This window comes from Mesorhizobium sp. AR10 (genome assembly GCF_024746795.1).
Classification (GTDB): domain Bacteria; phylum Pseudomonadota; class Alphaproteobacteria; order Rhizobiales; family Rhizobiaceae; genus Mesorhizobium.
In genome coordinates this window covers 5974716-6000089 of record NZ_CP080524.1, presented here as the reverse complement: position 1 = coordinate 6000089, position 25374 = coordinate 5974716, and the positions used below count along the sequence as shown (strand labels likewise).

General features: G+C 61.5%; 25 protein-coding genes and 1 pseudogene. 9 read left to right on the top strand and 17 right to left on the bottom strand.

Annotated elements, in window-relative coordinates; all coding sequences use genetic code 11:
* Positions 1–421: 421 nt before the first annotated feature.
* Positions 422–694, bottom strand: a complete 273-nt coding sequence (locus LHFGNBLO_RS32745; RefSeq protein ID WP_258610011.1) for a DUF982 domain-containing protein — start codon at positions 692–694, stop codon at positions 422–424.
* Between the two features lie 44 nt (positions 695–738).
* On the bottom strand, positions 739–981 hold the full coding sequence (locus tag LHFGNBLO_RS32740; protein ID WP_258604253.1) for a hypothetical protein: 243 nt from the start codon (positions 979–981) through the stop codon (positions 739–741).
* Between the two features lie 80 nt (positions 982–1061).
* Between LHFGNBLO_RS32740 and LHFGNBLO_RS32735 the strand changes: the two genes are divergently transcribed.
* Positions 1062–1283: a hypothetical protein gene (locus LHFGNBLO_RS32735; RefSeq protein ID WP_258604251.1), complete on the top strand. Its 222-nt coding sequence runs from the start codon at positions 1062–1064 to the stop codon at positions 1281–1283.
* 773 nt (positions 1284–2056) lie between these two features.
* On the opposite strand, the gene LHFGNBLO_RS32730 is transcribed toward LHFGNBLO_RS32735, so the two are convergent.
* Positions 2057–4177: a putative bifunctional diguanylate cyclase/phosphodiesterase gene (locus LHFGNBLO_RS32730; RefSeq protein ID WP_258604250.1), complete on the bottom strand. Its 2121-nt coding sequence runs from the start codon at positions 4175–4177 to the stop codon at positions 2057–2059.
* A 355-nt stretch (positions 4178–4532) separates the two neighbouring features.
* On the opposite strand from LHFGNBLO_RS32730, the gene LHFGNBLO_RS32725 reads away from it, so the two are divergent.
* The gene (locus tag LHFGNBLO_RS32725) at positions 4533–4733 is read left to right on the top strand and encodes a hypothetical protein (protein WP_258604249.1); all 201 of its coding nucleotides are present in this window, start codon (positions 4533–4535) and stop codon (positions 4731–4733) included.
* 3 nt (positions 4734–4736) lie between these two features.
* Here the strand turns inward: LHFGNBLO_RS32725 and LHFGNBLO_RS32720 are convergent, their stop codons facing one another.
* Positions 4737–4952, bottom strand: a complete 216-nt coding sequence (locus tag LHFGNBLO_RS32720) for a hypothetical protein (RefSeq protein ID WP_258604248.1) — start codon at positions 4950–4952, stop codon at positions 4737–4739.
* Positions 4953–5083: 131 nt separating this feature from the next.
* On the opposite strand from LHFGNBLO_RS32720, the gene LHFGNBLO_RS32715 reads away from it, so the two are divergent.
* Positions 5084–5572, top strand: a complete 489-nt coding sequence (locus LHFGNBLO_RS32715; protein WP_258604247.1) for a DUF982 domain-containing protein — start codon at positions 5084–5086, stop codon at positions 5570–5572.
* A gap of 207 nt (positions 5573–5779) precedes the next feature.
* Here LHFGNBLO_RS32715 and LHFGNBLO_RS32710 read toward each other — a convergent pair whose 3' ends face one another.
* Complete coding sequence (locus tag LHFGNBLO_RS32710; RefSeq protein WP_258604246.1) at positions 5780–5965, bottom strand: hypothetical protein; 186 nt, start codon at positions 5963–5965, stop codon at positions 5780–5782.
* 1289 nt (positions 5966–7254) lie between these two features.
* Here LHFGNBLO_RS32710 and LHFGNBLO_RS32705 point away from each other — a divergent pair.
* Positions 7255–7500 carry a hypothetical protein gene (locus LHFGNBLO_RS32705; RefSeq protein WP_258604244.1) on the top strand — a complete coding sequence of 82 codons (246 nt, stop codon included), beginning with the start codon at positions 7255–7257 and terminating at the stop codon, positions 7498–7500.
* 193 nt (positions 7501–7693) lie between these two features.
* Here LHFGNBLO_RS32705 and LHFGNBLO_RS32700 read toward each other — a convergent pair.
* Both LHFGNBLO_RS32700 and LHFGNBLO_RS32695 read right to left on the bottom strand, forming a co-directional pair.
* Positions 7694–8135 (bottom strand): annotated as a pseudogene (locus LHFGNBLO_RS32700) (MucR family transcriptional regulator).
* A 326-nt stretch (positions 8136–8461) separates the two neighbouring features.
* A complete protein-coding gene (locus tag LHFGNBLO_RS32695; protein WP_258604242.1) occupies positions 8462–9457 on the bottom strand; it encodes a YihY/virulence factor BrkB family protein in 996 nt (331 codons plus the stop codon).
* A 481-nt stretch (positions 9458–9938) separates the two neighbouring features.
* Between LHFGNBLO_RS32695 and LHFGNBLO_RS32690 the strand changes: the two genes are divergently transcribed.
* The gene (locus LHFGNBLO_RS32690) at positions 9939–10193 is read left to right on the top strand and encodes a hypothetical protein (RefSeq protein ID WP_258604241.1); all 255 of its coding nucleotides are present in this window, start codon (positions 9939–9941) and stop codon (positions 10191–10193) included.
* A 62-nt stretch (positions 10194–10255) separates the two neighbouring features.
* Here the strand turns inward: LHFGNBLO_RS32690 and LHFGNBLO_RS32685 are convergent, their stop codons facing one another.
* Positions 10256–11425, bottom strand: a complete 1170-nt coding sequence (locus LHFGNBLO_RS32685) for a P1 family peptidase (protein ID WP_258604236.1) — start codon at positions 11423–11425, stop codon at positions 10256–10258.
* An 8-nt stretch (positions 11426–11433) separates the two neighbouring features.
* Positions 11434–12999 (bottom strand): exodeoxyribonuclease VII large subunit, encoded by a 1566-nt coding sequence (gene xseA, locus LHFGNBLO_RS32680; protein ID WP_258604235.1) that lies wholly within the window; start codon positions 12997–12999, stop codon positions 11434–11436.
* A gap of 122 nt (positions 13000–13121) precedes the next feature.
* On the opposite strand from xseA, the gene LHFGNBLO_RS32675 reads away from it, so the two are divergent.
* Positions 13122–15335 carry an EAL domain-containing protein gene (locus LHFGNBLO_RS32675; protein ID WP_258604232.1) on the top strand — a complete coding sequence of 738 codons (2214 nt, stop codon included), beginning with the start codon at positions 13122–13124 and terminating at the stop codon, positions 15333–15335.
* Between the two features lie 127 nt (positions 15336–15462).
* On the opposite strand, the gene LHFGNBLO_RS32670 is transcribed toward LHFGNBLO_RS32675, so the two are convergent.
* A complete protein-coding gene (locus tag LHFGNBLO_RS32670) occupies positions 15463–16419 on the bottom strand; it encodes a LysR substrate-binding domain-containing protein (protein ID WP_258604230.1) in 957 nt (318 codons plus the stop codon).
* Positions 16420–16603: 184 nt separating this feature from the next.
* Here LHFGNBLO_RS32670 and LHFGNBLO_RS32665 point away from each other — a divergent pair, with 184 nt between their 5' ends.
* Entirely contained in the window at positions 16604–16894 is a 291-nt protein-coding gene (locus LHFGNBLO_RS32665; protein WP_258604228.1) for a DUF1127 domain-containing protein, read from the top strand.
* A gap of 190 nt (positions 16895–17084) precedes the next feature.
* On the opposite strand, the gene LHFGNBLO_RS32660 is transcribed toward LHFGNBLO_RS32665, so the two are convergent.
* The 4 genes from LHFGNBLO_RS32660 to LHFGNBLO_RS32645 form a co-directional block, all read right to left on the bottom strand.
* The gene (locus LHFGNBLO_RS32660) at positions 17085–18119 is read right to left on the bottom strand and encodes a DUF937 domain-containing protein (protein ID WP_258604226.1); all 1035 of its coding nucleotides are present in this window, start codon (positions 18117–18119) and stop codon (positions 17085–17087) included.
* Positions 18120–18220: 101 nt separating this feature from the next.
* Positions 18221–19594 carry a glutamate--cysteine ligase gene (locus LHFGNBLO_RS32655; RefSeq protein ID WP_258604225.1) on the bottom strand — a complete coding sequence of 458 codons (1374 nt, stop codon included), beginning with the start codon at positions 19592–19594 and terminating at the stop codon, positions 18221–18223.
* Between the two features lie 206 nt (positions 19595–19800).
* Positions 19801–20535, bottom strand: a complete 735-nt coding sequence (locus LHFGNBLO_RS32650) for a 16S rRNA (uracil(1498)-N(3))-methyltransferase (protein WP_258604224.1) — start codon at positions 20533–20535, stop codon at positions 19801–19803.
* 31 nt (positions 20536–20566) lie between these two features.
* Positions 20567–21229 (bottom strand): hypothetical protein, encoded by a 663-nt coding sequence (locus LHFGNBLO_RS32645; RefSeq protein ID WP_258604223.1) that lies wholly within the window; start codon positions 21227–21229, stop codon positions 20567–20569.
* Between the two features lie 76 nt (positions 21230–21305).
* Here LHFGNBLO_RS32645 and LHFGNBLO_RS32640 point away from each other — a divergent pair, with 76 nt between their 5' ends.
* Together LHFGNBLO_RS32640 and LHFGNBLO_RS32635 are read left to right on the top strand one after the other, a co-directional pair.
* Positions 21306–22004 (top strand): type 1 glutamine amidotransferase, encoded by a 699-nt coding sequence (locus LHFGNBLO_RS32640; RefSeq protein WP_258610009.1) that lies wholly within the window; start codon positions 21306–21308, stop codon positions 22002–22004.
* Positions 22005–22284: 280 nt separating this feature from the next.
* The gene (locus tag LHFGNBLO_RS32635; RefSeq protein WP_258610049.1) at positions 22285–22416 is read left to right on the top strand and encodes a hypothetical protein; all 132 of its coding nucleotides are present in this window, start codon (positions 22285–22287) and stop codon (positions 22414–22416) included.
* Here LHFGNBLO_RS32635 and LHFGNBLO_RS32630 read toward each other — a convergent pair.
* The 3 genes from LHFGNBLO_RS32630 to LHFGNBLO_RS32620 all read right to left on the bottom strand — a co-directional run bounded on the left by LHFGNBLO_RS32630 (position 22397) and on the right by LHFGNBLO_RS32620 (position 25236).
* Complete coding sequence (locus LHFGNBLO_RS32630) at positions 22397–23182, bottom strand: metallophosphoesterase family protein (RefSeq protein ID WP_258604221.1); 786 nt, start codon at positions 23180–23182, stop codon at positions 22397–22399. The two genes, LHFGNBLO_RS32635 and LHFGNBLO_RS32630, sit on opposite strands and share 20 nt — an antisense overlap.
* Before the next feature lie 64 nt (positions 23183–23246).
* Positions 23247–24383: an alpha-hydroxy acid oxidase gene (locus LHFGNBLO_RS32625; protein WP_258604220.1), complete on the bottom strand. Its 1137-nt coding sequence runs from the start codon at positions 24381–24383 to the stop codon at positions 23247–23249.
* A 49-nt stretch (positions 24384–24432) separates the two neighbouring features.
* Positions 24433–25236 carry a FadR/GntR family transcriptional regulator gene (locus tag LHFGNBLO_RS32620; RefSeq protein WP_258604219.1) on the bottom strand — a complete coding sequence of 268 codons (804 nt, stop codon included), beginning with the start codon at positions 25234–25236 and terminating at the stop codon, positions 24433–24435.
* Positions 25237–25374 lie beyond the last annotated feature (138 nt).

Genomic DNA, 25374 nt, shown 5'->3' with positions numbered 1-25374 from the left:
GGCCATATCGCCAATAACGACGGCAGACCCTTCTCCAAACGCGACGTCTGTGGTGGCGGCGATGCCACCGGCGATGGTAGACAGGCTGCAATTCTGCTTCAGTACCGTCGTCCTCGAAGCCCTGTGCGTCCGGAGCATCGAGTTCATCGAGGATGCCGCTTCTGGCGCCTGGAACACCGGCCAGTGCATTGATAGGCCGAACTGTGCTCGCAATGGCCGCTGCCCCTGCAATGCCAAACATCGTTGTCAAAAATGATCGCCGATCCATGGGAAACCTCCCGATCTTCTAGCCCTTCACAAGGGCAGCTAGCGCAGTGAATTCAAAAGGGAAGGGCGTATATCGCGACCGAGCTACGGCGTACGAGTCGAATAGGCCACATGTTGCGGTGGCATCAAGCACTCCGGGCCTGCCCAAGAATCCTCATTCTTGATCGGCTCGCGTCTTTGTGACAGGGGCGCGAGTCGCGGCCCTCCTCCGGGGGCGATCAGGCTTCCTGGCGTTTAAGCCGACTGCCTGAATGAGCCCTTGTTGACGAGCCGCGGCTTTGAATGCTGCAAAGGCTGCGCCTGGCTTGCAGGAGCCTTCGACGGCGCCGGAGACAAGTCGAGCCGCGTCTTTGAATTTCGGCTCCTCTTTGTTTGGCCACTGACCCTCAAGGGCGATCCTCGCTTCGTTCAGGGAGGATACGGCCATCATGCTCCCATCGACGAATTTGATGTTCAGGAGAGGGTAAACTGTCACGGCGTGGCGTTCCATGAAGGCCCACCCGGGTGGATTTCCACTGCGCTTTCCTCATAGCTATATTCGAAGACGATCCCTTCGCTTTCGTCGACGACTCTGAACCAGTGTCGCTGCAGTGCGCGCGGCGAAATCGGCCGAACTGTAATTTTGTGAAGCGCTTGCAGCGCGGTTTCTCCGTTGGCGACGTGCGAAGCGGCCAAGTCATCTCCGTCCATTTCATCGATCTGGTAACGCGGCATGGTTGCTCTCCTTTTCCACCAAACTCCGCGAGGTTGACGAGGTTCCCGGAACCTAATGTTGTCCGCCGGCTTATGGCGGGATGAGCACACGCGGGACGAACTACCTTCATCAATGGCTGAGCAACAACGTTCCCGACACGGTCGGCGCCGATGTCATCTCGGTGGCCGAATTGTCTCATAAGCTATTCGCTGACGCCAAAGCAGTCGGCATCTCCAGCATCGAGATCGAAGAGGACACGTGGAGCGTCTACGAAGCGATCCTCGATGCGGTCGTGCACCTCGACGCCGGCATGACTGACTAAGTAGTCCGCAGGCTTCGACCGATCCGTAAAACTGTCTGCATTCGGTTAAGGTCTCGATCACATGCCGAGCACATGATGACACGCAGGCGGGCGCGTTGCGTTTTCCCCGCCGCCCCCGCCCCACAAAGCTGGAGCGCTTAAGCCCGTTGCCACCGCTGGCAGCGGGCTTTTTTGTGGCCACGCCGGAACATTTAGCGGCGGCTAATGTTCTCTCATCCGCAACAGACACACCGCCCTCCGGTGGCTGTTGAAGATCGGGTTACCGATCGGCCCGCGTTCTCGGCAAGAGCGCGGGCTTTCTGCAACGCGATGATGGCGCCGATGTAGACAGGAACGAAGCTCGCTGGCCGCGCTTACATGGCCACCAAATATTTCGCTGGTGAGGCTGCCAGAGGCGAGATCAGCGAGGGAACATTAGCGGGCTCGAATAGTTTGTTTCTTGCTTCGGATGCCCTGAATGGCTCCGTCGCAGGCTGGTGGAAACATCGGCCGGCCCGCGCTAACCGGCAAAGTGGCGCGGGCTTTCCATGCCGGCGGTTCGCAATTAGATGCGTCACCTCAACTTAACAATTCTGGGGTATTCAGACCGAACAGCATAGGTCCCAACTGTGCTGCAAGGTCGGGGCACCGATCGGCCCGCCCTCTAGTCCAGGGGGCGGGCGCTTTCAATTAGGGAACCATTTCAGCCCATGCTAATTGGCTCGCAGGTGTGTGGGGCCCGCTCATGCGTTTGAAGTTTGTCGAGCCGGTCGCGCTTTACTGCATGGGCCAAGTCAGGCGACCCGCAGCTTTCCTTTACCGCGGCGCTGGAGGATCAATTTCGAGGCCTCGGCGGCGGGCATTGCTTTGCCGAAATGGTAGCCTTGTCCGATCTCGCAGCCGGCCTGGTTCAATCGTTCCAGGATTTCGACATCTTCAATCCCTTCCGCGGTCGTGGGCAGGGCAAGGCTCTTTGCCAGGCCTAGGATGCCGTACACGATCTTTGCGCTTTCGGGATTGTCCTTCATCGATTGGATGAAGCTGCGATCGATCTTGATCTTGTCCAGTTTCAGCTCGCGCAGGTGGTAGAGGCTGGAATAGCCGGTGCCGAAATCGTCTAGCGCGATCTGGATCCCGACATCCTGTAGCGATTCAAGAATTGTCTTTGCCGTCTCCAGATCCGCCACGAGAGCGTTCTCCGTGATTTCAATCTCAAGCCGGTTCGGTGTGAAATCTGCTTCGGAAAGCACGGCAAGCAGACGTATCGGGAAAAGCACGTCTGTCAGTTCATGTGGAGAGACGTTGAGCGACAGCCTAAGATCGGCCGGCCAATCCTTTGCGTCGAGGCAGGCCCGCCTCAGCATGGCGAGGGTGAACTGCGGCATGAGCCCAAGGCGCTCTATGATGGGGATGAATACATCGGGCGCGATCATGCCTTTTTCAGGATGATGCCAACGCGCAAGGATCTCGAATCCGAGCAAGCGTCCGTCGGATAGCTCAATCAACGGCTGATAGTGCGGCTCGATTTCGCTGGCCACCACTGCGCGCTGGACATCGGCTTCTAGCGCGGCCAGCGCCTTCAGCTCCGTGTCCATACTCTCTTCGTAGAAGCGGAAGGTTCCCCGGCCTGCCTGCTTTGCCCGATACATGGCGATATCGGCCGCATGCAGGAGCGCGTCCGCATTCGTTCCGTCCGCCGGGCAAAGCGCTATTCCGATGCTCGCGCCGACCTCGACGACCCTTGGGCCGATAGCGACCGGCGCGGAAATCGCCGCAATGATACGCTCCGCCAGGGAAATGGGCGCCTTGGCAAGGTCCCGCCCCTCGCGGTCGAGCTCAAAGATGATTGCAAACTCATCACCACCGATCCGGGCAAGCGTGTCATGCATGCGCACGATCGTCTTCAAACGGGTAGTGATTTCACCCAGCACTAGGTCGCCGGCGCTGTGCCCATGAATGTCGTTGACGGGCTTGAACCGGTCGAGGTCGATCAACAATACGGCAAACGGAGCCTCGCCGCGATCGACGCGGCTGAGAGCCTTTTCGAGATCATCCGCCAGCACGCGCCGGTTCGCCAAGCCGGTGAGCGTGTCGTAGCGGGCCAGCGCCTCCGCGAGCGCCTGGGATTTCTCCAAGGCAACGGCGTTGTTTCGGAAAACCTCGAAGGCCAGGGCCATGCTGCCGATCTCATCATGTCGGTTGACCTGCGGAATGACGATATCGCGATTTCCGGCGGCAAGCTCGGATAGCGCTTTTGTGATGGAGGCCAGAGGCTTGGATATCCCGGTATGGATGATCCAGGTCACCCAGCCGGCGAGGACAAGCGCACAGGCTACGACGATCCCGAAAATCGTACCCGAGGTATCGACAATGTTGTCGACACGCTCTCCGGCTTCGGCCGCTCCCGCTGAATTGCCTTCACTAAGCGCGTGGATAGCGGTTTCTGCTATCTCGTAGAGAGCATGTGCACGAAGCTGAAAGGCCGGCGAGGCTTCGAGCCTGAGGTTGCGTGGGAGCGCTACCCATGCGCGATGTTCGGCCGTCCAGCTGCTCCAATTCTGGTCGAAGGTCGCCAGGAGGCTTAGCTCCTCCTCGGTCTTGTCCAGCATGGCATAAGCGGCTCTTTGTTCGACAAGCGCTCTCATGTGCCCTTCAGCCGAGGACAACGCCCGGTCGGTCTGCTCCTGATCCGCGGCGAGTGCGAGGCGCGTTTCATCTAGACGGACCTCAGAGCTGATATCTGCCATCTCTCCTAGAACGCGAGTGCCCACCACCCATTTGCGATCAAGCGATTCCGTCACTCGATCGAGCGCAAGCATCTGGACAAGTGCGTACACACTGACGCCAATCAGCAGCGCGACCGAAAGTAAGTAATACGAAATCAAACGAGCACGAACGGATGATAAATAGAACATCTTGGGCCCGACTTTCTTGTTTATTTTGGGCTGCCGTATTTAGAAACGATTTGCAACATGAATGGTTGGGAACAGTCGGCGCTAATGGTTACGCAGATGTTACTGACCTTCAGAAATCGCGAAACGGCGCAATCACTAGGGCGGCGCCGAAGGGCATGAAGCGACCGGCCACGCACTGGGTCAAGCCGGGGCTCGTCGCCACCGTGAAGCACCTACGCGGTGAGGAAGACTTGCGGCACGCATCGCAGGATTTCTGGGACGAAGGAACCTAGAGCCTGCTTTTGAGCGTACCAACGAAGCGCTGCTTGTCGCAGCTAGGCTTGCCCTGGTGACATGGCCTTGGCCGAAGGCGGCGATGGCTCTACCATGGGCGATGAAAAACAAACAACCAATCTACGCAGTTTATGATCCGCCACTGCGAGGTTTCCCTTACTTGGCAGTCGTTCTTGCAACCGACGGAACGGTTACAGCAATTCCATTCGATACAATTGAAGAGGCCTCGACATTCAACAACCAACTGGCCAAGGCGCAGCACGGCGCCCGCATCAGGCACTAAGACCTACTTCTTAGTGATGTTGCCGTGGTTCAGATCGAAGGCCTGCGCTCCCCGGGCCTGTTTGGAAAAATCGTCCTGCAGTTCCCCCCATTCTCCGAGGTAGCCACCGCACTTGCTGCAATGAATCGGCGTGTGCTCTTCAGCACTATCCGGGATGTCCATCTGGATCGTCCCGCACGCCTTACAATCCAGTTTGTGGTCGAGCCGCTTGTTGTCCATTGGATGTGTTTATCGATCGCCCGGCGACCCGTCCAGACGCTTGTTGACGCACGATCCGATCTGCATTTCTCGCGGCGATCGGAACGAAAACAGTGCTCCGCCGTTCGGTCCTGGCATTGCCAGGGGTAACCATGCACGACCCGTTTTTCGCAGTTCCAATCATCGTTGAAACGGAAACGGTGGGCGAATTTCGCACTTTGAGCAGCGTATCCGAGGCCGCCATATTCATGATGGAGCGATGGCCGGAATCGCACGGACCAAGCTACCGGGTGGCACTCCAGGCTTGCACAGGCCCCCTGAGTACAGCCGAGGACGTCGAGAATGCTCGCCGTGCTTTTGTGACAGCTGCCAAAGAGGCTGGCTTGAACTTCAAAGCTGTTACAGTGCAGGAGGGCGCTCGATCGCCCCGATCGGCCGAGCAGCCCAAATCGGCCCACGTCATCGACGAAAAACGACGCGACCGCGGGGACAGAGAGGAGCAAGAGGATTTCCTCGTGCGTTTCCTCGCGCGGGAAACGGGCATCACCGAAGCGCAGGCTCGTGACCTAGTCAATATGATCGGCACCGATCGCGCATCTCTGCTGCGAGAGGCCAGAATATTGAAGGGGCGGGATCGATGAGCACGCGCTGCACCGACTTCCTGCCTCAAGAGGCGCGGGTTTTCTGGAACGCGATGATGGCGCCGTCCTCCGGGGGGCGGCCCGTGCGCTGATCTTAAATGTTCTTCCTTAGGAACAATTGGTCATCGCTTCTGCGAGAAGCCCGTATTTTGGCTTCCAGCAGCGCCCAAAAAGAAGCGCTAGCAGCAGCAGCAAAGAGCACCGAGCCTAATGGCCTGCTAGGCTGAATACAACCGTCCCGTCGTCTTTGCGTACTTCCACGGCCACGATGCCGTCAACCTCCTTGCGAGCGAGAAAAGTCGCGACGGCATGATCTCGCGCGGCTTTCTCCGCGCCGAAGGGCACCTTTTCAAAGATGCCCTGTTTCTCGTACCAAATCACCGTGTAGACCACCGCTGCGACGCTCCCTCGGCAGGCGCTTCCATCTTGCTAGCCAGCAATTCAACGGGTGCATCCAGCCCTTTGACGGCAGCGTGAAGGGCAGCAATAGCCGCCGCCAGATGGTCTTCACGTTTGCCATCGTCGTTCGCTAGACCGGTGCGTTGAGGCAGCGACATCCGCGAACTATGCGCCGTGTCGCGGCGTCGGTCTATGGCCACGGTATGATAGCTGAAATGCTGCGGACCGGGCGGGATAGGCGCTAAGCCACTGCTTGGCCAGGATATGAAACCGGGAAAACCATCCTGTTCACCGTGCCGCCACGCCCGGTTGACGCGGTCTGCAGCAGTCGAGGAACGCCGGCCCGACACAATCGTTCCCCTCACCGGGGAAGTGGTGTTGGCGCCGGACGCGCTAACCGCGCGGTCTGGCTTTCGGTCCTGGCGAACTTTCCGCCGGGTGTGAGGACAATCTGAAGGATCGCCGATCTCTGAGCCACAGGGACATCTTTTTTCTTGCCAGTAGCTCAGCCCGATCGCCATCCGCGCCATGCTTGGCAGCAATCGCGTCGTCGGCCCTGTTCGCTCGATAGTCTTCCTTTTGCACAGACATCGTTTCCTCCCAGTCCGCGGCCCGGCGGAGGCACTAGCTGCCGGTGCATCGTAGGAGTCTACCAATTGGGGATTGCATTGGGATGATTTAGGCACAGTCGGGCTACATCTCGCTATTTTCGATGATGCCGGCTTCGCCCTCGCTGAGATGCGCCACAGCAGGGGTATGACGCTGCAGCCGCACGCCTGGCCCTCCTTCTGTCGTTTCGCCATCTGACATGAATACGACTCCAGCCGACTCTAGTGCTGCGCGGAGCGCTTCAAGCTTGGCTAGCGGAGGCGTCCGTCTTCCTTTTTCGAAATCACGAATTGTACCTTCGCTCAGGTTGGCTCTGGCACCGAGCCTCGCCGGCGGCCAATCCAGCAGTCCTCTTGCTGCACGAGATTGTTCGGGGGTCAGTCTGGGCAAGATCCTCTCCACGGAGTTAACGTTGCAAAGGTGGAAACGACTGTCGGCGCCGACCGTTCCTTCAAAGCCGGGATGCGCATTACGTGCGGGGAAATTTCCGAGGAAGTTGGCAGCGTGGCCGGCGCCGCGGGGCGCGCGGCCAGTCTATAGGTTCTAGCGAGCTTTCCGATGGATTCTCAGCCAATTGGAGGAACGCCCGGCGGTGCAACCTACTGCTGCGGTGGGTTCCAAGACGCCCCCGACAGCTTGGCTATACAATCTTCGAGAAGTTCCAGGCGAAACTTGTGCCAACGCAGCTGTTGGCCAAGCTCGGCCATCTTGAACATCCCGATAGAACGAGACGCTTTCTCGGCCAGTTCGCCTTGCAGCGAAGCTATTTGCTCTCGCAGTTTCACGGCTTCAGCGAGCCGCTGATCTCTGACCCAAGCCCGGCCATGCATGTTCCTGACTCACAGGTGAACACAGCGGATGATAGCGCCGGAGAGTTAATCCGCGAGACGTCCAACCTGTACAATTTTATCGGCTGCTAAACTTTCGCGACCTGAGGCGACGGCAGACAATCTCCACCTGACTGGAAGACCTCAAGTCGGCAGCAAGCCAGACCACTGCAGCAGGTGATAGGCCCAGAAGCCAACTAGATACAGCGACAGGAAAATGAAGGCGAGCCGGAGGAACCGGCGGGCTTCGGGGCGGATTCTCGTGTCATGCAACAGGGATGGAGCCCTAGGCCTTCGCCTTCCGCTTAGCTGGCGCCTTAACCGGAACGGCCTGGCGGCCAAGGCCGATAGCTTTCGCCAGTTGCGAACGCTTTGCCGAGTAATTTGGCGCTACCATCGGGTAGTCGTGCGGCGAAGCTCCATTTCGCCCGGTATTCGTTGGGGGTCATGCCCAAAAGGCCAAGGTGGCGCTTCATCGACTTGAACTTGCGACCATCCTCCAAAGAAACGATGTGGTCAGGAAACACCGATTTCTTCGGGTTGACGGCGGGAACAAGCGCCTCAGTAGCTGCAGCTTCAAGCTGCCTAATCCCCGATAGTGACGAGTGAACCGAAGCAATAAGATCCGGCAGCGCCGCTGCTGGTACTGGGTTGTTTCTCACATACGCAGAGACAACATCCGCCGTTAGCTCGGCTAATTCCGCGGCGAGGTCAGCTTCTTGCGTCATCAGTGTTCCTTTATGTGTGACAATCCCGTGGTGCGTTGGTGGCACCTTTCATCACAATGAAGGGAGATGTTTGCAAGCCCCTCTGTAATCGTGTCCAGGTAAATTGGGGCACCAACTGCCAATAGCCCCTTATCAAGGGAAAACTATCTGAAGGCAGCAGTAGGTCCTTACCGATGCCTCGGGAACCACCTCGGGCCTGTGTGCTGGAAGGTGCGAGAGTGGCTATCAGGTACCCTGTGAAAGCAAATAGCCCAATACCTGGGACGTTGAAGCTCAAATCTCACGCGTCAAATGCACAGGCAACAATGCCATCCCAAACGACGTAGTTAGCGCCGCTGCGATGGCCAAAACCTTGCGGCTACGATGGTGAGAAAGCCGGTGATTAGAATCCAGGCTTGCACTTCGCGTTTGCTGGCTGTGAGGAGGCACGATGGCTGCAGCGGTCGAGCATTCTCTGCCTCCACTATCGGTTGGAGATCCGAGCGGCTGCCGAAACGCACCGAGTAGGCTCGCGTGAATTCAGCCCCGAGCAAGAAGATCTCGGACGTGTAGTAAACCCAGAGCAACACGACCAGCAGTGCACCGGCCGCACCATAGGAAGATGCGATCGCACTGGTTCCGATGTACCAGCCGATCAGCGACTTGCCGATCGTGAAGAGCAAAGCGGTCACCACTGCGCCAATTCCGACGTCACGCCACTGGAGGGACCGGTCCGGCAGAATTTTATAGATCGCGGCAAACAGAGCGGAAATCAGAACGAACGATACAATGCCATTTATCGATGCGAGAATGATTGTGCCGAGCGGCAAATGGGCATTGATAGTTGCGCCAAGCGCGGAAATGGCGGTGCTCGCTGCCAATGAAACAAGCAGCAAGAATCCCAACGCCGCCACGAGGCCCAGGCTGGCGGCCCGCGCCCGCACCAATCCAGACAACGACATACCGGCAGGCTCGATCTTCCAGATTTTGTTAAGCGAAAGCTGCATTTCGCCAAACACCCCTGAGGCTGTAACGAAAAGGGTGACGATGCCCACCAGGGTGGCAAAAGTGCCAGCGGTTCTGTGAGATGCGCTTTCAATAGTGGCGCGCAGCAGGTCGGCGCTCTCCGAACCCATGACGCCTGCGATCTCGGCCGACAATGCCACCTGCGCCGCTTCATGACCGATGGCAAGTCCGGCCACAGCGACGACGATCAGCAGTATGGGCGCCAGAGACGTAACGGCATAGAACGCCATCGCCGCGCCGTGGCTCAGAGCGTTGTCGTTGATGAAGCCGGCAATGCTTTGCTTACCGAGAATCCAGGCTTCGCGTAGCAGTCGCATTTCCAGGCACCCCATTTACTTCCCAAGGCACGTCCTCCAGGCCCGCCAATTTCATTTTTGGATACGAGGGCGTTCAGCCCGGCGCGGCGGAAAGAAGCAGGACGGCGCGTAGAGTCGACATTGCATAAGGATGTCACTATATAGCGGCGGCTTCGACCCGCGTACCTCTGGTTGCGCCCACGAAGCAGCAGTAAATGTGCTACGTATTGTGATACCTATTGTGATACAAATCGGTCGTCGTAGCCAGAAAAAGCGAATAGAAACAGTAGCATAGGATCGCAAGCGATCCCAGCCAACGGTACCAGTCTCCTCAAGAATCAAAAACGTGCTGCTTGAACCTCCCATTTCCTTCGGCTCTGTGGACCTTGGACAAGATCGGCTTGCCGGGCGAAGCCGACTCGGTTGGAATGGGGACATGCATCCTTTCCGGGATGGCGACGTTTATGATTACCAACCGGCATAGCCGCCAGGGAACAGCAGTATGAGTGAACATGCGATCGAGTTCTTGCGCGGGTGGATTGGCGAAAAGGTCCAGTGCCAGCCCTCGCCGGCCAAGATCGAAAAGCAGGCCGAGACCTTGGCCAGGGAATGTGCGGCCAAGGCGGCTGAAGCCGGCATACCTCTGGAGGATATCCAGGAAGAAGTCGGCGACATTCAGGAACTGATCGCATCGCGGCTTGAAGAGGCGGCCGAGGCAGACGAGAGCGAAAAGAATTCGAGCAAGCCTGCCGAGTGAGGGTCATGCCGGCAGGAAGCCGGGCGGCCATTTCCAAAACCTGGCTGATGCGCCGCGCAGTCCTATCTCGGCGCAACGTCGCCAAATCTCTCCCCGGGCCCAGATCTCTCCGTGAGCCCAAATCTCTCCGTGAGCCATGTCTTCGGCAGCGCCGGCACGAAATTGCCGTCGCGCCCGGTCATGTCCTCATTGGCGACCAGCGCATTGAGGATCGCTTCCTCCACGCTTTGCACCACCGCATCGAAGAACGGGTTGATGTCGGCGTCCGGTATATAGAAGGCGCCGGCCATCTTGCCCGGCGCGCCCCTGGCAGCATCGGGATTGGCCGTGCTGAAGGCCAGGAAGATATCGCCCGATGTATTATATCCATAGCCGCCGGTCAGCGCCACGCCGAGCGGCACGCGCTTGGCCAGCCGCCTCATCTGATGCGGCATGAATGGCGCATCGGTGGCGATGACCGCGATGATCGAGCTCTTTTCGGCTCGCAGCGTGTTGTCCCGGATCGCCGGCTCGGCAAGCTCGACGCCGGTCCTGATGCCACGCACGACGAGGTTTCGCCGTGCACCAAAATTCGACTGGACGAAGCAGCCGATTGTAAAATGTTCGCCGTTCCAGGCGACTCTGCGCGAAGAGGTGCCCGACCCCGCCTTGAAGCCGAAGGTGATCATGCCGGTGCCGCCACCGACGCTGCCTTCTTCGATCGGCCCGTTTTGAGCTGCATCGAGAGCGGCAAAGACATGCTCAAAGCCCAAGTGATGGCCGTTGATGTCGTTGAGGAAGCCGTCATAGGTCTCGCCCGCCACCGGCAGCGCCCAGGCGCCGTCGAGCGATTGCGGCAGCGTCTTTTGCATCCAGCGCAACGTCGCGTCGCGGCTGACGCCGCAGGAATGCGTGTTGGTGATGGTGACCGGAAAATTGAAGGCGCCGAGTTCATCGATCAGGTGCGAGCCGGTCAGTTCGCCATCGCCATTGCCGCTGAACATGCCGGCGAACACCGGAACCGCCAATTCGCCTATGGGCCGCGGCAGGATCGTCGTCACGCCGGTGCGCACAGGACCCTGGCCGACGACGAGCGGCCCGTCCCCGGAGATCAGCGTCGTATAGCCGACGGCCACATCAGGCACATCGGTGATCGCGTTGAAGCGGCCCGGCGTGCCGTCGAACGGGATCCCGAAAGCGCGGGCACGCGGTTTGCCCGATGGTGTCTGTAGATGCGGGTCGTATGCAGTCATGCCATCCTCTAAAAAAGCGACCCTTGGCTGCCCGGCGCCTTGGATTTGGCCGCTGGTTTGGCAACCGGCTTCGGCCGTTCCGTGCCGCTGGTGGCAACCGCATCCGCGATCCCGTCGGCGAATTCCAGCAAAAGCGCTGCCCCCGACACCACATCCGTCGCCCGCTTGATCACCACGCCGTCGGCGTCCTTGACCAATGCAAAGCCGCGCGCCAGCACCGCCTTGTGCGACAGCGTCGCCAGCAGCCGGTCGGCCTGGGTCAGTTTTCCGCGCAAGCTATCCAGCCGCCTCGAAACCGCCTGGTCCTGTCGCCGCGAAAGCCCGGTCAGGGCGTCTGCCTGCGCTTTCTGTCGCCTTGTGATCGGCGCGGGGGACAGTCGCGTCGCCGTGCGTGAAAATCGCGCGCGCCGTTCGCGCACGATGGCGAAGAACGCTGCTTGCGCGCGGGCGAGATCACGGCCGGTCAGTGTGCGGGCCTCGTTTATGCGTCGCGACAATGTGGCCGGCGTCAGCCGCTGCCCTGCAAGCTTGGCCCGCTTGCGATCGATATTGACGGTCAGCGCCCGGCCGAGGCGGCTCGTCGCTTCGTCCAGACGCCGGCGCGGCAACGCCAGCAACTGGTCGGGCGAGGGCAGCGCACGGGCAGCCGCGCGAGCCGCTTGCCGCTTGCGTTCGAAATTGCGCAACACCGCCGATTTGAGCCGCGCGCCGAGACTGGCAAGCGTCGCTTCAAGGTCTGCTTTGACAGGCACGGCAATCTCGGCAGCACCCGTTGGCGTCGGTGCCCGCACATCCGCCACCAGGTCGATCAGCGTCCAGTCCGTCTCGTGGCCAACGGCGGAAATCACCGGAATGCGCGAGGCGGCAACGGCGCGGGCCAGCGCCTCGTCGTTGAAGCCCCACAAATCCTCGAGGCTGCCGCCGCCGCGCGCCACGATCAACAGGTCGGGGTGCGGGATGGCGCCATCCCATGCCAGCGCGTTGAAGCCGTTGACGGCAGCGGTCACTTCCGCGCCTGCCGTCTCGCCCTGCACCCGCACCGGCCAGACAAGCACATGCAGCGGAAACCGGTCCTTGATGCGGTGGATGATGTCGCGAATGACCGACCCCGTCGGCGAGGTGACGACGCCGATGATGCGCGGCATGAACGGCAGCAAACGTTTGCGGCCGGTATCGAACAGGCCCTCGGCCTGCAGCCGCCGCTTGCGTTCCTCCAAAAGCGCCATCAGCGCACCGGCGCCCGCGGGCTCGAGATTGTCGATGACGATCTGGTAGTTGGACTTTCCGGGATAGGTGGTAAGCTTGCCGGTGGCGATTACCTCTATCCCCTCTTCGGGACGGAATTTCAGCCGGCTCATCGTGCCCTTCCAAACCACGGCGTCGAGCCGCGCACGATCGTCCTTCAGCGCGAAATAGGCATGGCCGGAGGAATGCGGCCCGCGATAGCCTGATATCTCGCCGCGCACCCGCACATTGCCGAAGACGTCTTCGACCGTGCGCTTCAGTGCGCCGGAAATCTCGCTCACCGTGTATTCGGCGGCATTCGTGCGTGATTCGGATGCTGCATCGCTCATGGGTCGATTGGGGGACGGTTGTCCGCCCGCGTCAAGGCGGCTGTGGCCCCATAGCCGATTTCATAACGCGATCTTAAGCCCGATTTGATTGACTCTACGGCAAGGGAGATGGCCCAGGAAGCATGAGCGTACGCCCAAACCGCAGCCCATTGACGTTCCAGGTCACCCTGACGGTGCTGGCGCTTGCCGTTTTCGCGCTGACCATGGTCGTCAGTTTCGGCTTTTACGCCACCATCCAGGCTGACCATGTCTCCCTCGAACGGCAGAAAATCTTTTTCGCCAACGGCCTCAGGGATCAGATCGCGGCGGTGGAGCGCGAGCAGGAAAGTATCGCCGTCTGGGACGATGCCGTCATCAACGCCAAGGCCGGCAATCTGGACTGGATGGTCGAGAATCTCAGCGTCTGGATGTTTTCCTACTACGGCCATAACCGGGTCTATGTGCTGGATGCCGCCAATCGTCCGATCCACGCGATGCGTGAAGGACAGGTGGTGGCGCCAGCCGCCTATGGCGAGGACGAACCCGCTCTGCTGCCCACCGTTGAAAGGCTGCGCCGGCTGATTAGCCAGCCATCCAGCGAAAACGAGGCAGACGCTCCGGTCAAATTGGTCGCCAAAGATCTGGTATCGCTTGGCGGCAAACCCGCCATCCTCAGCATCATGCCGCTGGTGCCAAGCTCCGAGCGTCTCACCCAGGAGACGGGCAGCGAATACCTCCATGTCTCGGTGGAGTTTATCAATGACGTCGTCATCGCCAAGATCGCCGGGAAGTATCTGCTCGCCGGCGCGCGCCTGTTGCCATTGTCGCAGCCGATCGGCTCGGCCGCCATTCCGCTGGTCGATTCGCGTGGTGTCATTCTGGGCTATATCGGCTGGGATCAGGAGCGTCCTGGCCTGACGCTGGTGCGCAAGGCCAGTCCGGCATTGATCGGCGGCGCGCTGCTTGCAGCGAGCGTCCTGGCATTCCTGTTGCGGCGCCTGCGCCGGGCATCGTCCGCGCTGCAGACCAGCCAGGACGAGGCACAGTATCTGGCTTTCCACGACACGCTGACGGGTCTTCCCAATCGGGCTCTGTTCGAGGACCGGCTGCGGCGCGCTTTGCTCACGGCCAGCCACGACACCGCCAGGGTGGCGCTGCTATATCTCGATATCGATCGCTTCAAGCACGTCAACGATACGCTCGGCCATCCGGCCGGCGACGAACTCGTCCGCCAGACTGCCGCCAGGCTCCAGCAGACAATTCGCGAAGTCGACACCGTGGCCCGGCTGGGCGGCGACGAGTTCGCCCTGATCCTGATCGATGTCCGCGATATCAGAACCGCCGAAGATATTTCGGAAAGACTTCTGCTGAAGTTGCAGGAGCCCTTCAAGCTGATCGACGATCAGGTCTTTGTCAGCGCCAGCATCGGCATTGCCTTGTCGACGGGGCCAGATGCCGACGCCGACGATTTGCTGCGCAAGGCCGACATCGCGCTCTACGAAGCCAAGAAGAATGGCCGCGGCCGCTATCAGGTCTTCGCCGGTGACATGGACGACCTTCTGCTGCGCAAGCGCAAGGTGGAGAGCGAGCTTCGCAATGCGTTGAATGGCGGAACCGGCATCAAGCTGGCATATCAGCCGATCTTCGCGACCGATGGCAAGACGATCCTCGGCGCGGAAGCGCTGATCCGCTGGGCGCATGAGGTCCACGGCGCATTGCCGCCGGCACAATTCATCGCCATCGCCGAAGAACGTGGCATGATCGGCCAGCTCGGCAAATGGGTGCTGCTCGAAGCTTGCTACTTTGCCATCGGCACCGAATTGCCCTGGGTGGCCGTCAACGTGTCGCCGCTGCAATTGCGCGACGCCGGTTTCGCCGAGCAGGTTGCCTCGATCCTTGCCGAGAGCGGGCTGGCGCCGAGCCGCCTGCAGCTTGAGATCACCGAAAGCGTGCTTTTGGAGAACAACGATACGGTCAGGATGGTTCTGGCTGCCTTGCGCAAGTCGGGCGTCGGCATCGTGCTCGATGACTTCGGCACCGGTTATTCGTCGCTCAGCTATCTGCGCCGCCACGCCATCGACAAGCTCAAGATCGATCGCTCGTTCGTGCGCCTTCTCGACGGCGACGGCAGTTCAGCGGCGATCGTCAAGGCGCTGATCGATCTCGCCGGCGCCCTCAATGTCGAGGTCACCGCGGAAGGTGTCGAGACCGAGGAGCAGAAGGCGCTGCTCGTCGGCATGGGTTGCCAACAACTGCAGGGCTACCTGCTGTCGCCACCGCTGGAGTCGGCTCAATTGCTGAGCCTTCCGGGTCTGTCGCCCAGCGACGGCAGCGAGCAGGCGGCCGCCCGCGCCTGACGCATGTTGCCCAAAAGCCTGCCCTCGGGCTTGACCCGAAGGTGCGCAGCGTTTTGGGACAACAACCTGCATAAAAACAAAGACCAAAGCGCGTCGCGACGCGCTTTGGAGCATTGTGAGAACCGTCCTACCAGCCGGGCAGAATCTGGTTCGGCTTGGTCCGCTTGATCTTCGTGAAGGCGAGCGCGGCAAAGTCGAATGTTCCGGTGTCTTCGCCGAGCGGCACGGAAATATTGTCGAGGCTTTCCGAAATGTGACGGGCAAGCGCGTCGACAATCTCCGGCCGTGAGGTCTGGCCGCGCATGATGCCGATCCGGCAGTCGGGCAGGGCGCCGAAGCCGTCGGCCTCGCCCAGCACCCGCATGCCGGGCCGAAGCGCGCACTCCGGCAGCACCGAGATCGCCAGGCCGGAAAGCACCGCGGCGGTGATGACCGTCGCCGAAAAGCTGGTGAACAGGATGCGGTAGTCGCGAGCCTGCCGGTCGAGCACGTCGACCGCGGCGCGCCGCCAGATGCAGTTCGGCCGGCCGAATGCCATCGGCAGAATTTCCTGCTCATGCGTGGTATGGTTGGCCGAGCTGACCCACAGCAGCGGTTCGCGCCGCACCACTTCCGACTGGCCACGCGTGTCGTTGTGGGTGACCAGCGCCAAGTCGAGATTGCCGCGCTTGATGTGCTCGACCAGCCCAGGCGTCGGCTCGCAGATGACGGTCAGTTCGACACGCGGATTGGAGCGCGTGAACCGCGCCATGATCTCGGGCAGGAAGCGATCGGCATAATCGTCCGGCGTGCCGATGCGGATCGTGCCTTCGAGGCGCCGGTCATCGAAGGCGGCCAGGGTTTCGCGGTTGAGATAGAGCAGCCGTCTGGCGTAGGAGAGCAGCTTGTCGCCTTCCTCGGTCAGCCTGTTGGTGCGCCCGTCCTTCTCGAACAGCGGCTTGCCGATCCGCTCCTCCAGCCGGCGCATCTGCATCGACACTGCCGACTGGGTCCGGTGCACCTCTTCGGCCGCGCGGGTGAAGCTGCCGGTGTCGGCAATCGAGATGAAGGTCTGCAACTGATCGAGATCGAGCGGCGCTTTCATCGGTCCAATCCATCACTAGAGTTGATGCTAAAGATTAGAAACATTCGTTGGATTAATCAATCGCGTGATGGCAAATTCGCATTGTCCACATGAAGGCATGTGAATCGAGACCGGAACGGCCGCTGTCGCCAGCGCCAGCGCCGATCGCCTGGTTTTGTCCCGTTCGAGTCTGAAGGAGACCGACATGACCACGTTTGATTTCGCCACCGAGACCTCGCGCATCACTTCGCGTCCGGCCGTTGCGACGCGCGTGGCCAATGCCGTCTCCAATGTCTACCGCGCCTGGAAAAACCGCCGCGCCTTCTATCGCCTTGGCGAGATGTCGGACGCCGAACTCGCCGATATCGGCCTGACACGCGCCGACCTTCACGTCGCCGTCGCTGTACCGTTCGGCCGCGACCCGACGGTGAAGTTGCGTTCGATCGCGACGGATCGCGCCGAGACGATCGAGGATCTCGCCCGCAAGGTGGCCTGATCGCGCTGGTTGCGTGCCCTTTCGGCTGCGTTGAACCTTTTTTGAGGCTCGGCGCGACCAAGGACTATCGCAGGCTCCCCACTCCCTGCCGGTTCCCCGCCGGCTCGCCTGCACATTGCCCGGTCCTCCCAGGACCGGGCTTTTCTTTTTTTGGCCGGCGCTGAAGTTAGATGCTGGCCGCTTTGTCAGGCTATCGCCGATCCATCCCCTTCTTGAACTGGTCGAAGATCGATTCCATGCCCTTCTGGTAGTCGTCGCGCTGCTGGGCGCCGGTCTCGAACATCTTGCCGAACAGATCGTCGAACGGGTTCTTGGGCCTGCCGCTCGGAGTGGTCTGCGGCTGTGGTGCCTGGCGCTGCTGGCGCGCCTGAGGTTGCTCCGGCGCCGGCTGCCCGCCGGGCATACCGCCGAATCCGCCACCACCGCCTTGCCGCAGCATCTCCTCGAAGATCTTGCCGAGCGGGTTGTCGCCATACGGGCTCTGTGTCTGTTGCGGCTGGGTTTGCTGCGGCTGGCTTTGCGGCTGTTGGCCACCGCCGCCGAACATATCCTGCAGCACCTTGCCGAGCGGATTTTCGCCATAGGGATTGGGCGCCTGCTGCGGCTGGCTTTGCGGCTGCTGCGCACCGCCGCCGAACATGTCCTGCAACACTTTGCCGAACGGATTGTCCATCGGGCTCTGAGGCTGCGGCGCCTGGCGCTGCTGCGGCGCTTGCGCGTCTCCACCTGCCTGCCGCATCATCTGCTCGATGATTTCGCCGAGCGGATTGCCGCCGGCGCCGAAGCCGCCCGCCGCTTGCATCTGATTGGTGGTCTGCTTGAACAGTCCGCCCATCATCATCGAGGCGATGGCGGGCAGCATCTGCTGCAAGACCTGCTGGCTGACCCCGGTCGCCTGTGCGGCCTGGCTGGCAACGGCGCGCGACAAATCCTTCGAGCCGAACAGATGCCCCAGAATGCCATTGCCTTCGTCGAGACCCTGCGGCGAGAAGGCTCTGGTTGCATCCTCGAAATACTTGGCGTGCTGGCCGCTCGCCATCGCCGTCATGAAGGCGCCAAGCCCGTAGGGATCGGCGGTGTTGCGCCGCAGCCCTTGTGAAAAGGCAGGCAGCAGCGCCTCGACCGCCGCTTGCGTCTGCTGCTGCGAAAGCCCGAACTGTTGGGCGAGCGCCTGCATGCCATTGCCGTTCTGGGCTTGCGCCAGCATGTCGAACAAGGAAGGCATTGGGTTCTCCTCCGAAAAATCCTCGTAGGAGAGCCTAGTTCGTTTCCGTCACCGATTGAAGCGGCTTTTCCCGAGCCGCCGGCCAACCGGATAGCGAAACGCTAGTACGCATACTCCATGAACACCGGCTCGATCGAGCCGCCCCAGCGCGTATGGTAGGCGGAGAGCATCTCTTCGGCGCTGGTCGTCCCGCGCGCGACAACCTCGTCCAGCGTGTTGAGGAACGAGGTCTCGTCGTAGCCGTCGCGGTTCTTCCGGTTGCGGTTCTTCAGCCCCATGCGTGAGATGACCAGCACGTCGCGCGCTATTTCGCGCAGGGTCCCGTTGCGGAAAGGCGCGGAAATGCCCTGTTCCGGCACCGCGTTGCGCATCGCCAGCACTTCCTTGTAGGTCCAGCTCGAGGTCAGCGCCTCTGCTGCATCGAGCGCCGCCTCGTCATAGAGCAGCCCGACCCAGAAGGCCGGCAGTGCGCAGATGCGCCGCCACGGCCCGCCATCGGCGCCGCGCATTTCAAGGAAGCGCTTCAGTCTGACGTCGGGGAACAGCGTCGACAGATGGTTGGCCCAGTCGCCCATCGTCGGCAGCCCGTCCGGCACCTCATTGCGTGCCGCACCCGCCATGAACTGGCGGAAGGTGACGTGCGTCATGTCGTGATACTGGCCGTCGCGAATGACGAAGTACATCGGCACGTCGAGCGCCCATTCGACATAGTCGGCGAAGCCGAACTCGGGCGAGAAGCAGAATTCGAGCAGACCCGAGCGCTGATTGTCGGTGTCGCGCCAGATGTCGCCGCGCCAGCTCTGCAGCCCATTGGGCCGGCTGTCGGTGAACGGCGAGTTGGCAAACAGCGCCGTCGACAGCGGCTGCAGCTTCAGCGAAACCTGCATCTTGCGGCGCATGTCCGCCTCGCTCTCGAAGTCGAGATTCACCTGGATGGTGCAGGTGCGATACATCATGTCGAGGCCTTTGGCTCCGACCTTGGGCATGTAGCGCGTCATGATCTCGTAGCGCGACTTCGGCATTTTCGGCGTCTCGGCCAACGACCATTTCGGGCTGCCGCCAAGGCCGAGGAACCGGATGCCCATCGGCTCGGCGATCTCGCGCACCTGCGCCAGATGCGCATTGCCCTCGCGGCAGGTCTGGTGGATGCTCTCCAGGGGCGCGCCGGACAGTTCGAACTGGCCCCCGGGCTCAAGTGAGATCGCGCCCTGGCCGGTCGGCTCGACCAGGCCAATGATGCGGCCGTCATCGATGATCGGATCCCAGCCGAGTTTGTCCTGCATGCCTTCGAGAATGGCGCGGATGCCGCGCTCACCGCCATAGGGCACTGGCGCGTTGCCGTCGATATAGAAGGGGAATTTCTCGTGCTCGGTGCCGATGCGCCATTTGTCGCGCGGCTTGTTGCCTTCGGCGAGGTGCTCGACAAGCTCGTCGACGCCTTCGATGGGCCGGAAATCGGTAGTGTCGCGCGCCATGAAAGGCCCCTCCCGCGCATGACCCCGAAAATCGTTATCGATTTTCGGAAAGGATCATGCGCCAAACCAAAATGCTACAGCGTCCTATGCGCGTCTAAAAGGACGCGCGGCGCTGTAGGCGGCGGAACAACCGCCGGCGCTAAATGGACGAAATGTCAGCAGCCGATCAAGCGAAAAATCCTGAGCCACAGCTCAACAGGAATTGATCACCAATCACCAATCGTCGCCTGCATCACCGCCAGTGCCGCCACCGCCGCCGTGTCGGCACGCAGGATCCGCGGCCCGAGCGGAATGGCGGTGACGAAGGGCAGCGTCCTCAGCATCTTGCGCTCGTCGTCGGAAAACCCGCCCTCCGGCCCGACCAGAAGCCCGAGCTTCTTTTCCCGCACCGCCTGCAGCGCGGGCAAGGGATTGTTGGTCGAGGCGTCCTCGTCGCAGAAGATCAGCCGCCGCTCCTTGTCCCAGCCGGCCAGCAGCCGTTCGAACTTTTCCGCCTCGCGCACCTTCGGCACCGCCAGTATGCCGCATTGCTCGGCCGCCTCGACGACATTGGCACGCAGACGATCGATGCCGGGTTTTGCTACCTGTGTGTGCTGGGTGATCACCGGCTGCAGGATGCCAGCACCCATCTCGACCGCCTTTTGCATGAGATAGTCGAGCCGCCCCTGCTTCAGCGGTGCGAAGCAGTAGACGAGGTCGGGCAGCGGCGGTTGCTGCCGCTGTAATGCCAGCACCTTCAGCCGCACCGCCTTCTTGTTTTTCCCGGCGATTGCCGCCGACCATTCGCCGTCGCGGCCATTGAACAAAAGGATTTCGGCGCCTTCGCCGAGCCGCAGCACATGCAAGAGATAGTGGCTCTGCTGCTGGGCGGCATCGAACTCGATGTCTGGCCCGAGATCATCCGGCACGAACAGCCGCTGCATCTTGTAATTGGCGCGCATCGCCGAGGAATGGGCGAGCCGGCCCTTGGCGTCAAGCCTCGGCCGTCGCGGACCACACGGGTTGATAGCCTTGCCTCAGCACGGAGACAGTGGTCGCTGGTGTAAGCACGCAAAGCGGACGGGCGGCAAGGTCGTCGAACCTTGTCGCATCACTATAGCCCGCAAACGACCATCGCAGTGTCCGGCCGCCGCGCAAGGCGTAGGCGTTGCCCCCATCCGCGATCATGGTGCCGTCCGGCAACCCGGCAAGCTCTTCCGCAGCCAGCATCGGCGGGCGGCCACCCGAGGCCAGCCGCTCCTTGTGCAGCCGCTTATCGACCTGCGGCGCGCGCGGCTCGGCTATGCCGAAGGCCTCACCGAAGCGCCGGACGAAATCCATAGCCCGTGCGCGCTGGCAGAAGAAGCAGGGCCGATGCCCGGCGGCAAGCGCCGTCACCTCGTCGAGGAAAAACAGCTCGGTCCAGCCGGGTTTGCCACCCAATTGGTCGTCGCTTTGCCGGTTGCGACCCATCGGCTCGCGCCGCACATTGCGGAATTTGCAGACGCAGATGATCCACGCCTGCAGCGCCCAGCGCTTCCTCAACAGCGTCTTTGTATCGGGATCGTGGATGATGCCACGATTGCCGGTGAACAGGCCGCGTTCGGGCACGGCGTGGACGGCGCCGAATGGATCGACCCGGTTCTGCAGTGGCATAGGTGCTCCTTCTTGGCTGCAAGGCTGGCGACATGATATCGCTCGTCGCATCATTTTGATGTCAGCAGGTTTTTTCATGCGGGTGCTGGTGGTTCAGAACTACGACAATACTGGCCTTGGTCAGGTCGGTGCCGCCCTTGCCGAGGCGGGCGCCGATCTCGACCTGCGCCGGCCTTACCAGGGTGACGCCTTGCCGGAAGATGCCACCCAGCATGACGCCATGGTGGTGCTTGGCGGCGGGCAGAACGCGCTGGCTGACGACGACTATCCCTATTTTCCCGCGCTGCTCGAATTGACCCGCGATTTCGCCGACAAGGATCGCGCCGTGCTTGGCATCTGCCTTGGCGGCCAGTTGGTCGCCCGCGCCTTCGGTGGCGAGAACCGGATCGGCGGCGCCAACGAATTCGGCTGGTGCGGCGTGTCGCTGACGCCGGATGCCAAGGCCGATCCGGTGCTCGCGGCACTCCCTGAAAAATTCCCCATCTTCCAGTGGCACGACGACACGTTTGCGCTGCCCGAAAGCGCGGTGCGGCTGGCCGGCAACGAAGTTGCCGAGAACCAGGCGTTCCGCGTTGGCCGCGCCATTTATGGCTTCCAGTTCCATTTCGAAGCCGACCGACCGATGGTCCGCGACTGGAGCACGTCCTTCGCACCGCTGATCGCCGAGCGGCATCCCGACTGGAGCGACCGGCTCGACGGAGAAATGGCCCGCAACGGGCCGGAAGCCGATGCCGCCGGCCTGGCCATCGCCCGCGCCTGGGTGGCGACGATCTGACGGTTCCCCCTGCGTGGTAAATTTGGCACGCGGCGCGAAATCCACCGGGGATAACGTGTTTCGTCCTTGGATTGTGTCCGCCCGCTACCCTAGAAGGCACGCGCTCTGCATCTTCCGTGCAACCGCGATGAACCTTTTGTGTGACCCGCGCGACACACCGCCGATACAGAACATGTCTAGAAGCCGCAAATCGTCGAAACTTTTAGACGCTTTTTTCGTTTCAACCCATTGGTAACCGCCGCGTGCACAGATGCAGAAAGCTCAACAAGAGATGACCTCCGTGAAAGCAGCGCTTTTGTCCTTTGTCATGCTGTCTGCCATCGTGGTGTGCGGCCTCGGCATCTATACCGCCGACGCAGCCAACGACCATCAGGCTGTCGACGGCTACGGCGTCACCGCAGCCCTTCGTTAGAACTCTCTGCCCGCACCCTCAGGATACGTTTCTCCGCGCCGTCCACGACGAGCGCGGTGAGGTTTCCCGACTGCCAGGCGAGCGTGTCGACATTGACGCGATTGGCCATGACTTCGGCATCGGGCACCGGCGTGTGGCCATGCACGATGATCTTCGGGTAGAGGCCGGGATGGTTGTGGAAGATGTCGCGGATCCAGATCAGGTCCTGCGGGCTCTGCTGTTCCAATGGAATGCCGGGTCTGATGCCGGCATGGCAGAAGTAGAAATCTCCGAAAATCAGTGAAAACGGCAACGAGCGCAGAAGGTCGACATGGCTCTGCGGCACGGCCTCGACCAGAGCTGCGTGTCCTTGCCGGAGAGCCGCCTCGGCCTTGCCAAACCAGGCGCTGCCTCCGGTAATCGTTACGCCATAAGATTGCGCCGTCTGGATGCCGCCATAGCGTATGAAAAGTCCATCCGGATCGGGGGATTTGAGGAAGTCGAGAAAGCCGATGTCGTGGTTGCCGGCGAGCATCAGGTGGCGCGGATCGCGTTTATGCGCGTCGATCAGGAAATCGATGACGCCCTTGGTATCAGGCCCACGGTCGACATAATCGCCGAGATGGATGACGCGCCAGTCGGAAGGCTGGTCCTGTTTGATCTCCGCCTCGATCCGGCGGTGCATGGCGGCCAGCAGGTCGAGCCGGCCGTGCACGTCGCCGATAGCGTAGAGGCGCACGCCCTCTGGTCCGCGCGCGTCGAGAAAGTGGATGCCGGGTTTCGTCAATGCCTGCGTCGTCTCCGTGACGGGACCGTCAGGGAGACGCTAGGGCCAATCGGTGAACAACGTCCTAGCGCCGAAGCTGGTCTTTGCCCATGTCGGTCACCAGACGTTTTCCGCACAGTGCCAGCGTGATGTCCATCTCCTTGCGGATGATTTCCAGCGCCTTGGTAACTCCTTCCTTGCCGAGCGCACCAAGGCCGTAAAGGAAAGGCCGGCCGATATAGGTGCCCTTGGCGCCGAGGCAAAGCGCTTTCAGCACGTCCTGGCCCGAGCGGATGCCGCCATCCATGTGCACTTCGATCGTGTCGCCGACCGCATCGGCGATCTCTTCCAGCGCCATGATCGATGACGAAGCCCCGTCGAGCTGGCGTCCGCCATGGTTGGAAACGATGATCGCGTCGGCGCCGGTCTTGGCCGCCATCAGCGCGTCTTCCTTGTCGAGGATGCCTTTCAGGATCAGCTTGCCGCCCCAACGCTCCTTGATCCAGGCGACGTCATTCCACGACAGATGCGGATCGAACTGTTCCGTCGTCCACGACGCCAGGGAACTGAGGTCGCCGACGCCCTTGGCGTGGCCGACAATGTTGCGGAAGGTGCGGCGCTGGGTGCCGAGCATGCCGGCGCACCACCGCGGGCGGATGGCCATATCGACGATGTTCTTCAACGTCAGCTTGGGCGGCGCCGAAAGCCCGTTGCGGATATCCTTGTGGCGCTGGCCGAGGATCTGCAGGTCGAGCGTCAGCACCAGCGCCGAACACTTCGCCGCCTTCGCCCGGTCGATCAGGTTGAGCACGAAATCTTTGTCGCGCAGCACATAGAGCTGGAACCAGAACGGCTTCGTGGCCACCGAGGCGACATCCTCGATCGAGCAGATGCTCATCGTCGACAGCGTGAACGGCACGCCGAATTCTTGCGCCGCCTGCGCCGCAAGCATCTCGCCGTCGGCGTGCTGCATGCCGGTCATCCCGGTTGGCGCCAGCGCCACCGGCATCGCCACCTTCTCGCCGATCATGGTCGATTCCAGCGAGCGATTGTCCATGTCGACCAGCACGCGCTGGCGGAACTTGATCTTCTGGAAATCCTCCTCGTTGGCCCGGTAGGTGCCTTCGGTCCAGGCGCCGGAATCGGCATAGTCGAAGAACATCGTCGGCACGCGGCGGCGCGCAAGGTCCTTGAGATCGGCAATGGTGAGGATGGTGCTCATGGGCTTTCCCGCTGGTTCTTCGCTAATTGTTTGTCCAATGTTCCGGTGCTTACGGGCGCTTCCGTGCCGGTTCGCTGTCGTCGCCTTCCGAGCGCTGCCTGAGCCGCAGCCGCGACACGCGTTGCCACTCGCCGCTGCGCTCGGCCTCGGCCATTGACCGTTCGACGTAGGAGATGTGATCCATCGCCGCCTGTCGCGCCGTGGCCGGATCGCCGGCCTTCACCGCCGTGTAGATCGCCCGATGCTGCGCCAGCAGCGCCTCACGCGCGCCGGGCACGGTGAACGCCAGCAACCGGCTCCGGAACACGCCTTCCGACAGCAACCGGTAGCAGGAGCGCAGCGTGTGCAGGAGAATGATGTTGTGCGCGCATTCGCAGATGGCGTGGTGGAACTCGACGTCGATTTCTGCCTCGTCGTCGAAATCGCCGGTGCGGTGCGCTTCGTCCATGCGCGCCATGATGCGGTCGAGCAGTGCCAGATCGTCCGATGTGGCGCGCCGTGCTGCATATTCGGCCGCGACGGCCTCGATCTCGCGGCGGTATTCCAGATAGTCGGTTACCGCCTTGCGGTGCATCGAGATCAGGTCTGTCACCGGCTTGGTGAACAGCTGACCGATGACATCGGCGACATGGGTGCCGCCGCCGGGCCGCGTGGTCAGCAACCCGCGTCCTTCCAGCGCCTTCAGCGCATCGCGCAGGATCGGCCGCGATACCTCGAACTGGCGCGCCAGCTCGCGCTCGCCCGGCAACCGGTCGCCGGTGCGCAGGACACCCTCGAGGATAAGACTCTCGATCTGCTGCACCACCTCGTCGGCGGTGCGGGAATGCTCGATCCTGGAGAAAATATCGCTCAACGGGGCGCCTGGGACTTGAACCGGTGTCGCGCAGGATAAAGCCTGTGTCGCTAACTGGTCAAATTATTTATCCAATTCGTCCAATCGGGCCGGCTTCGACGCGGCGGCGGCATATCGTGTTCGGCTAAACTTGCAGTT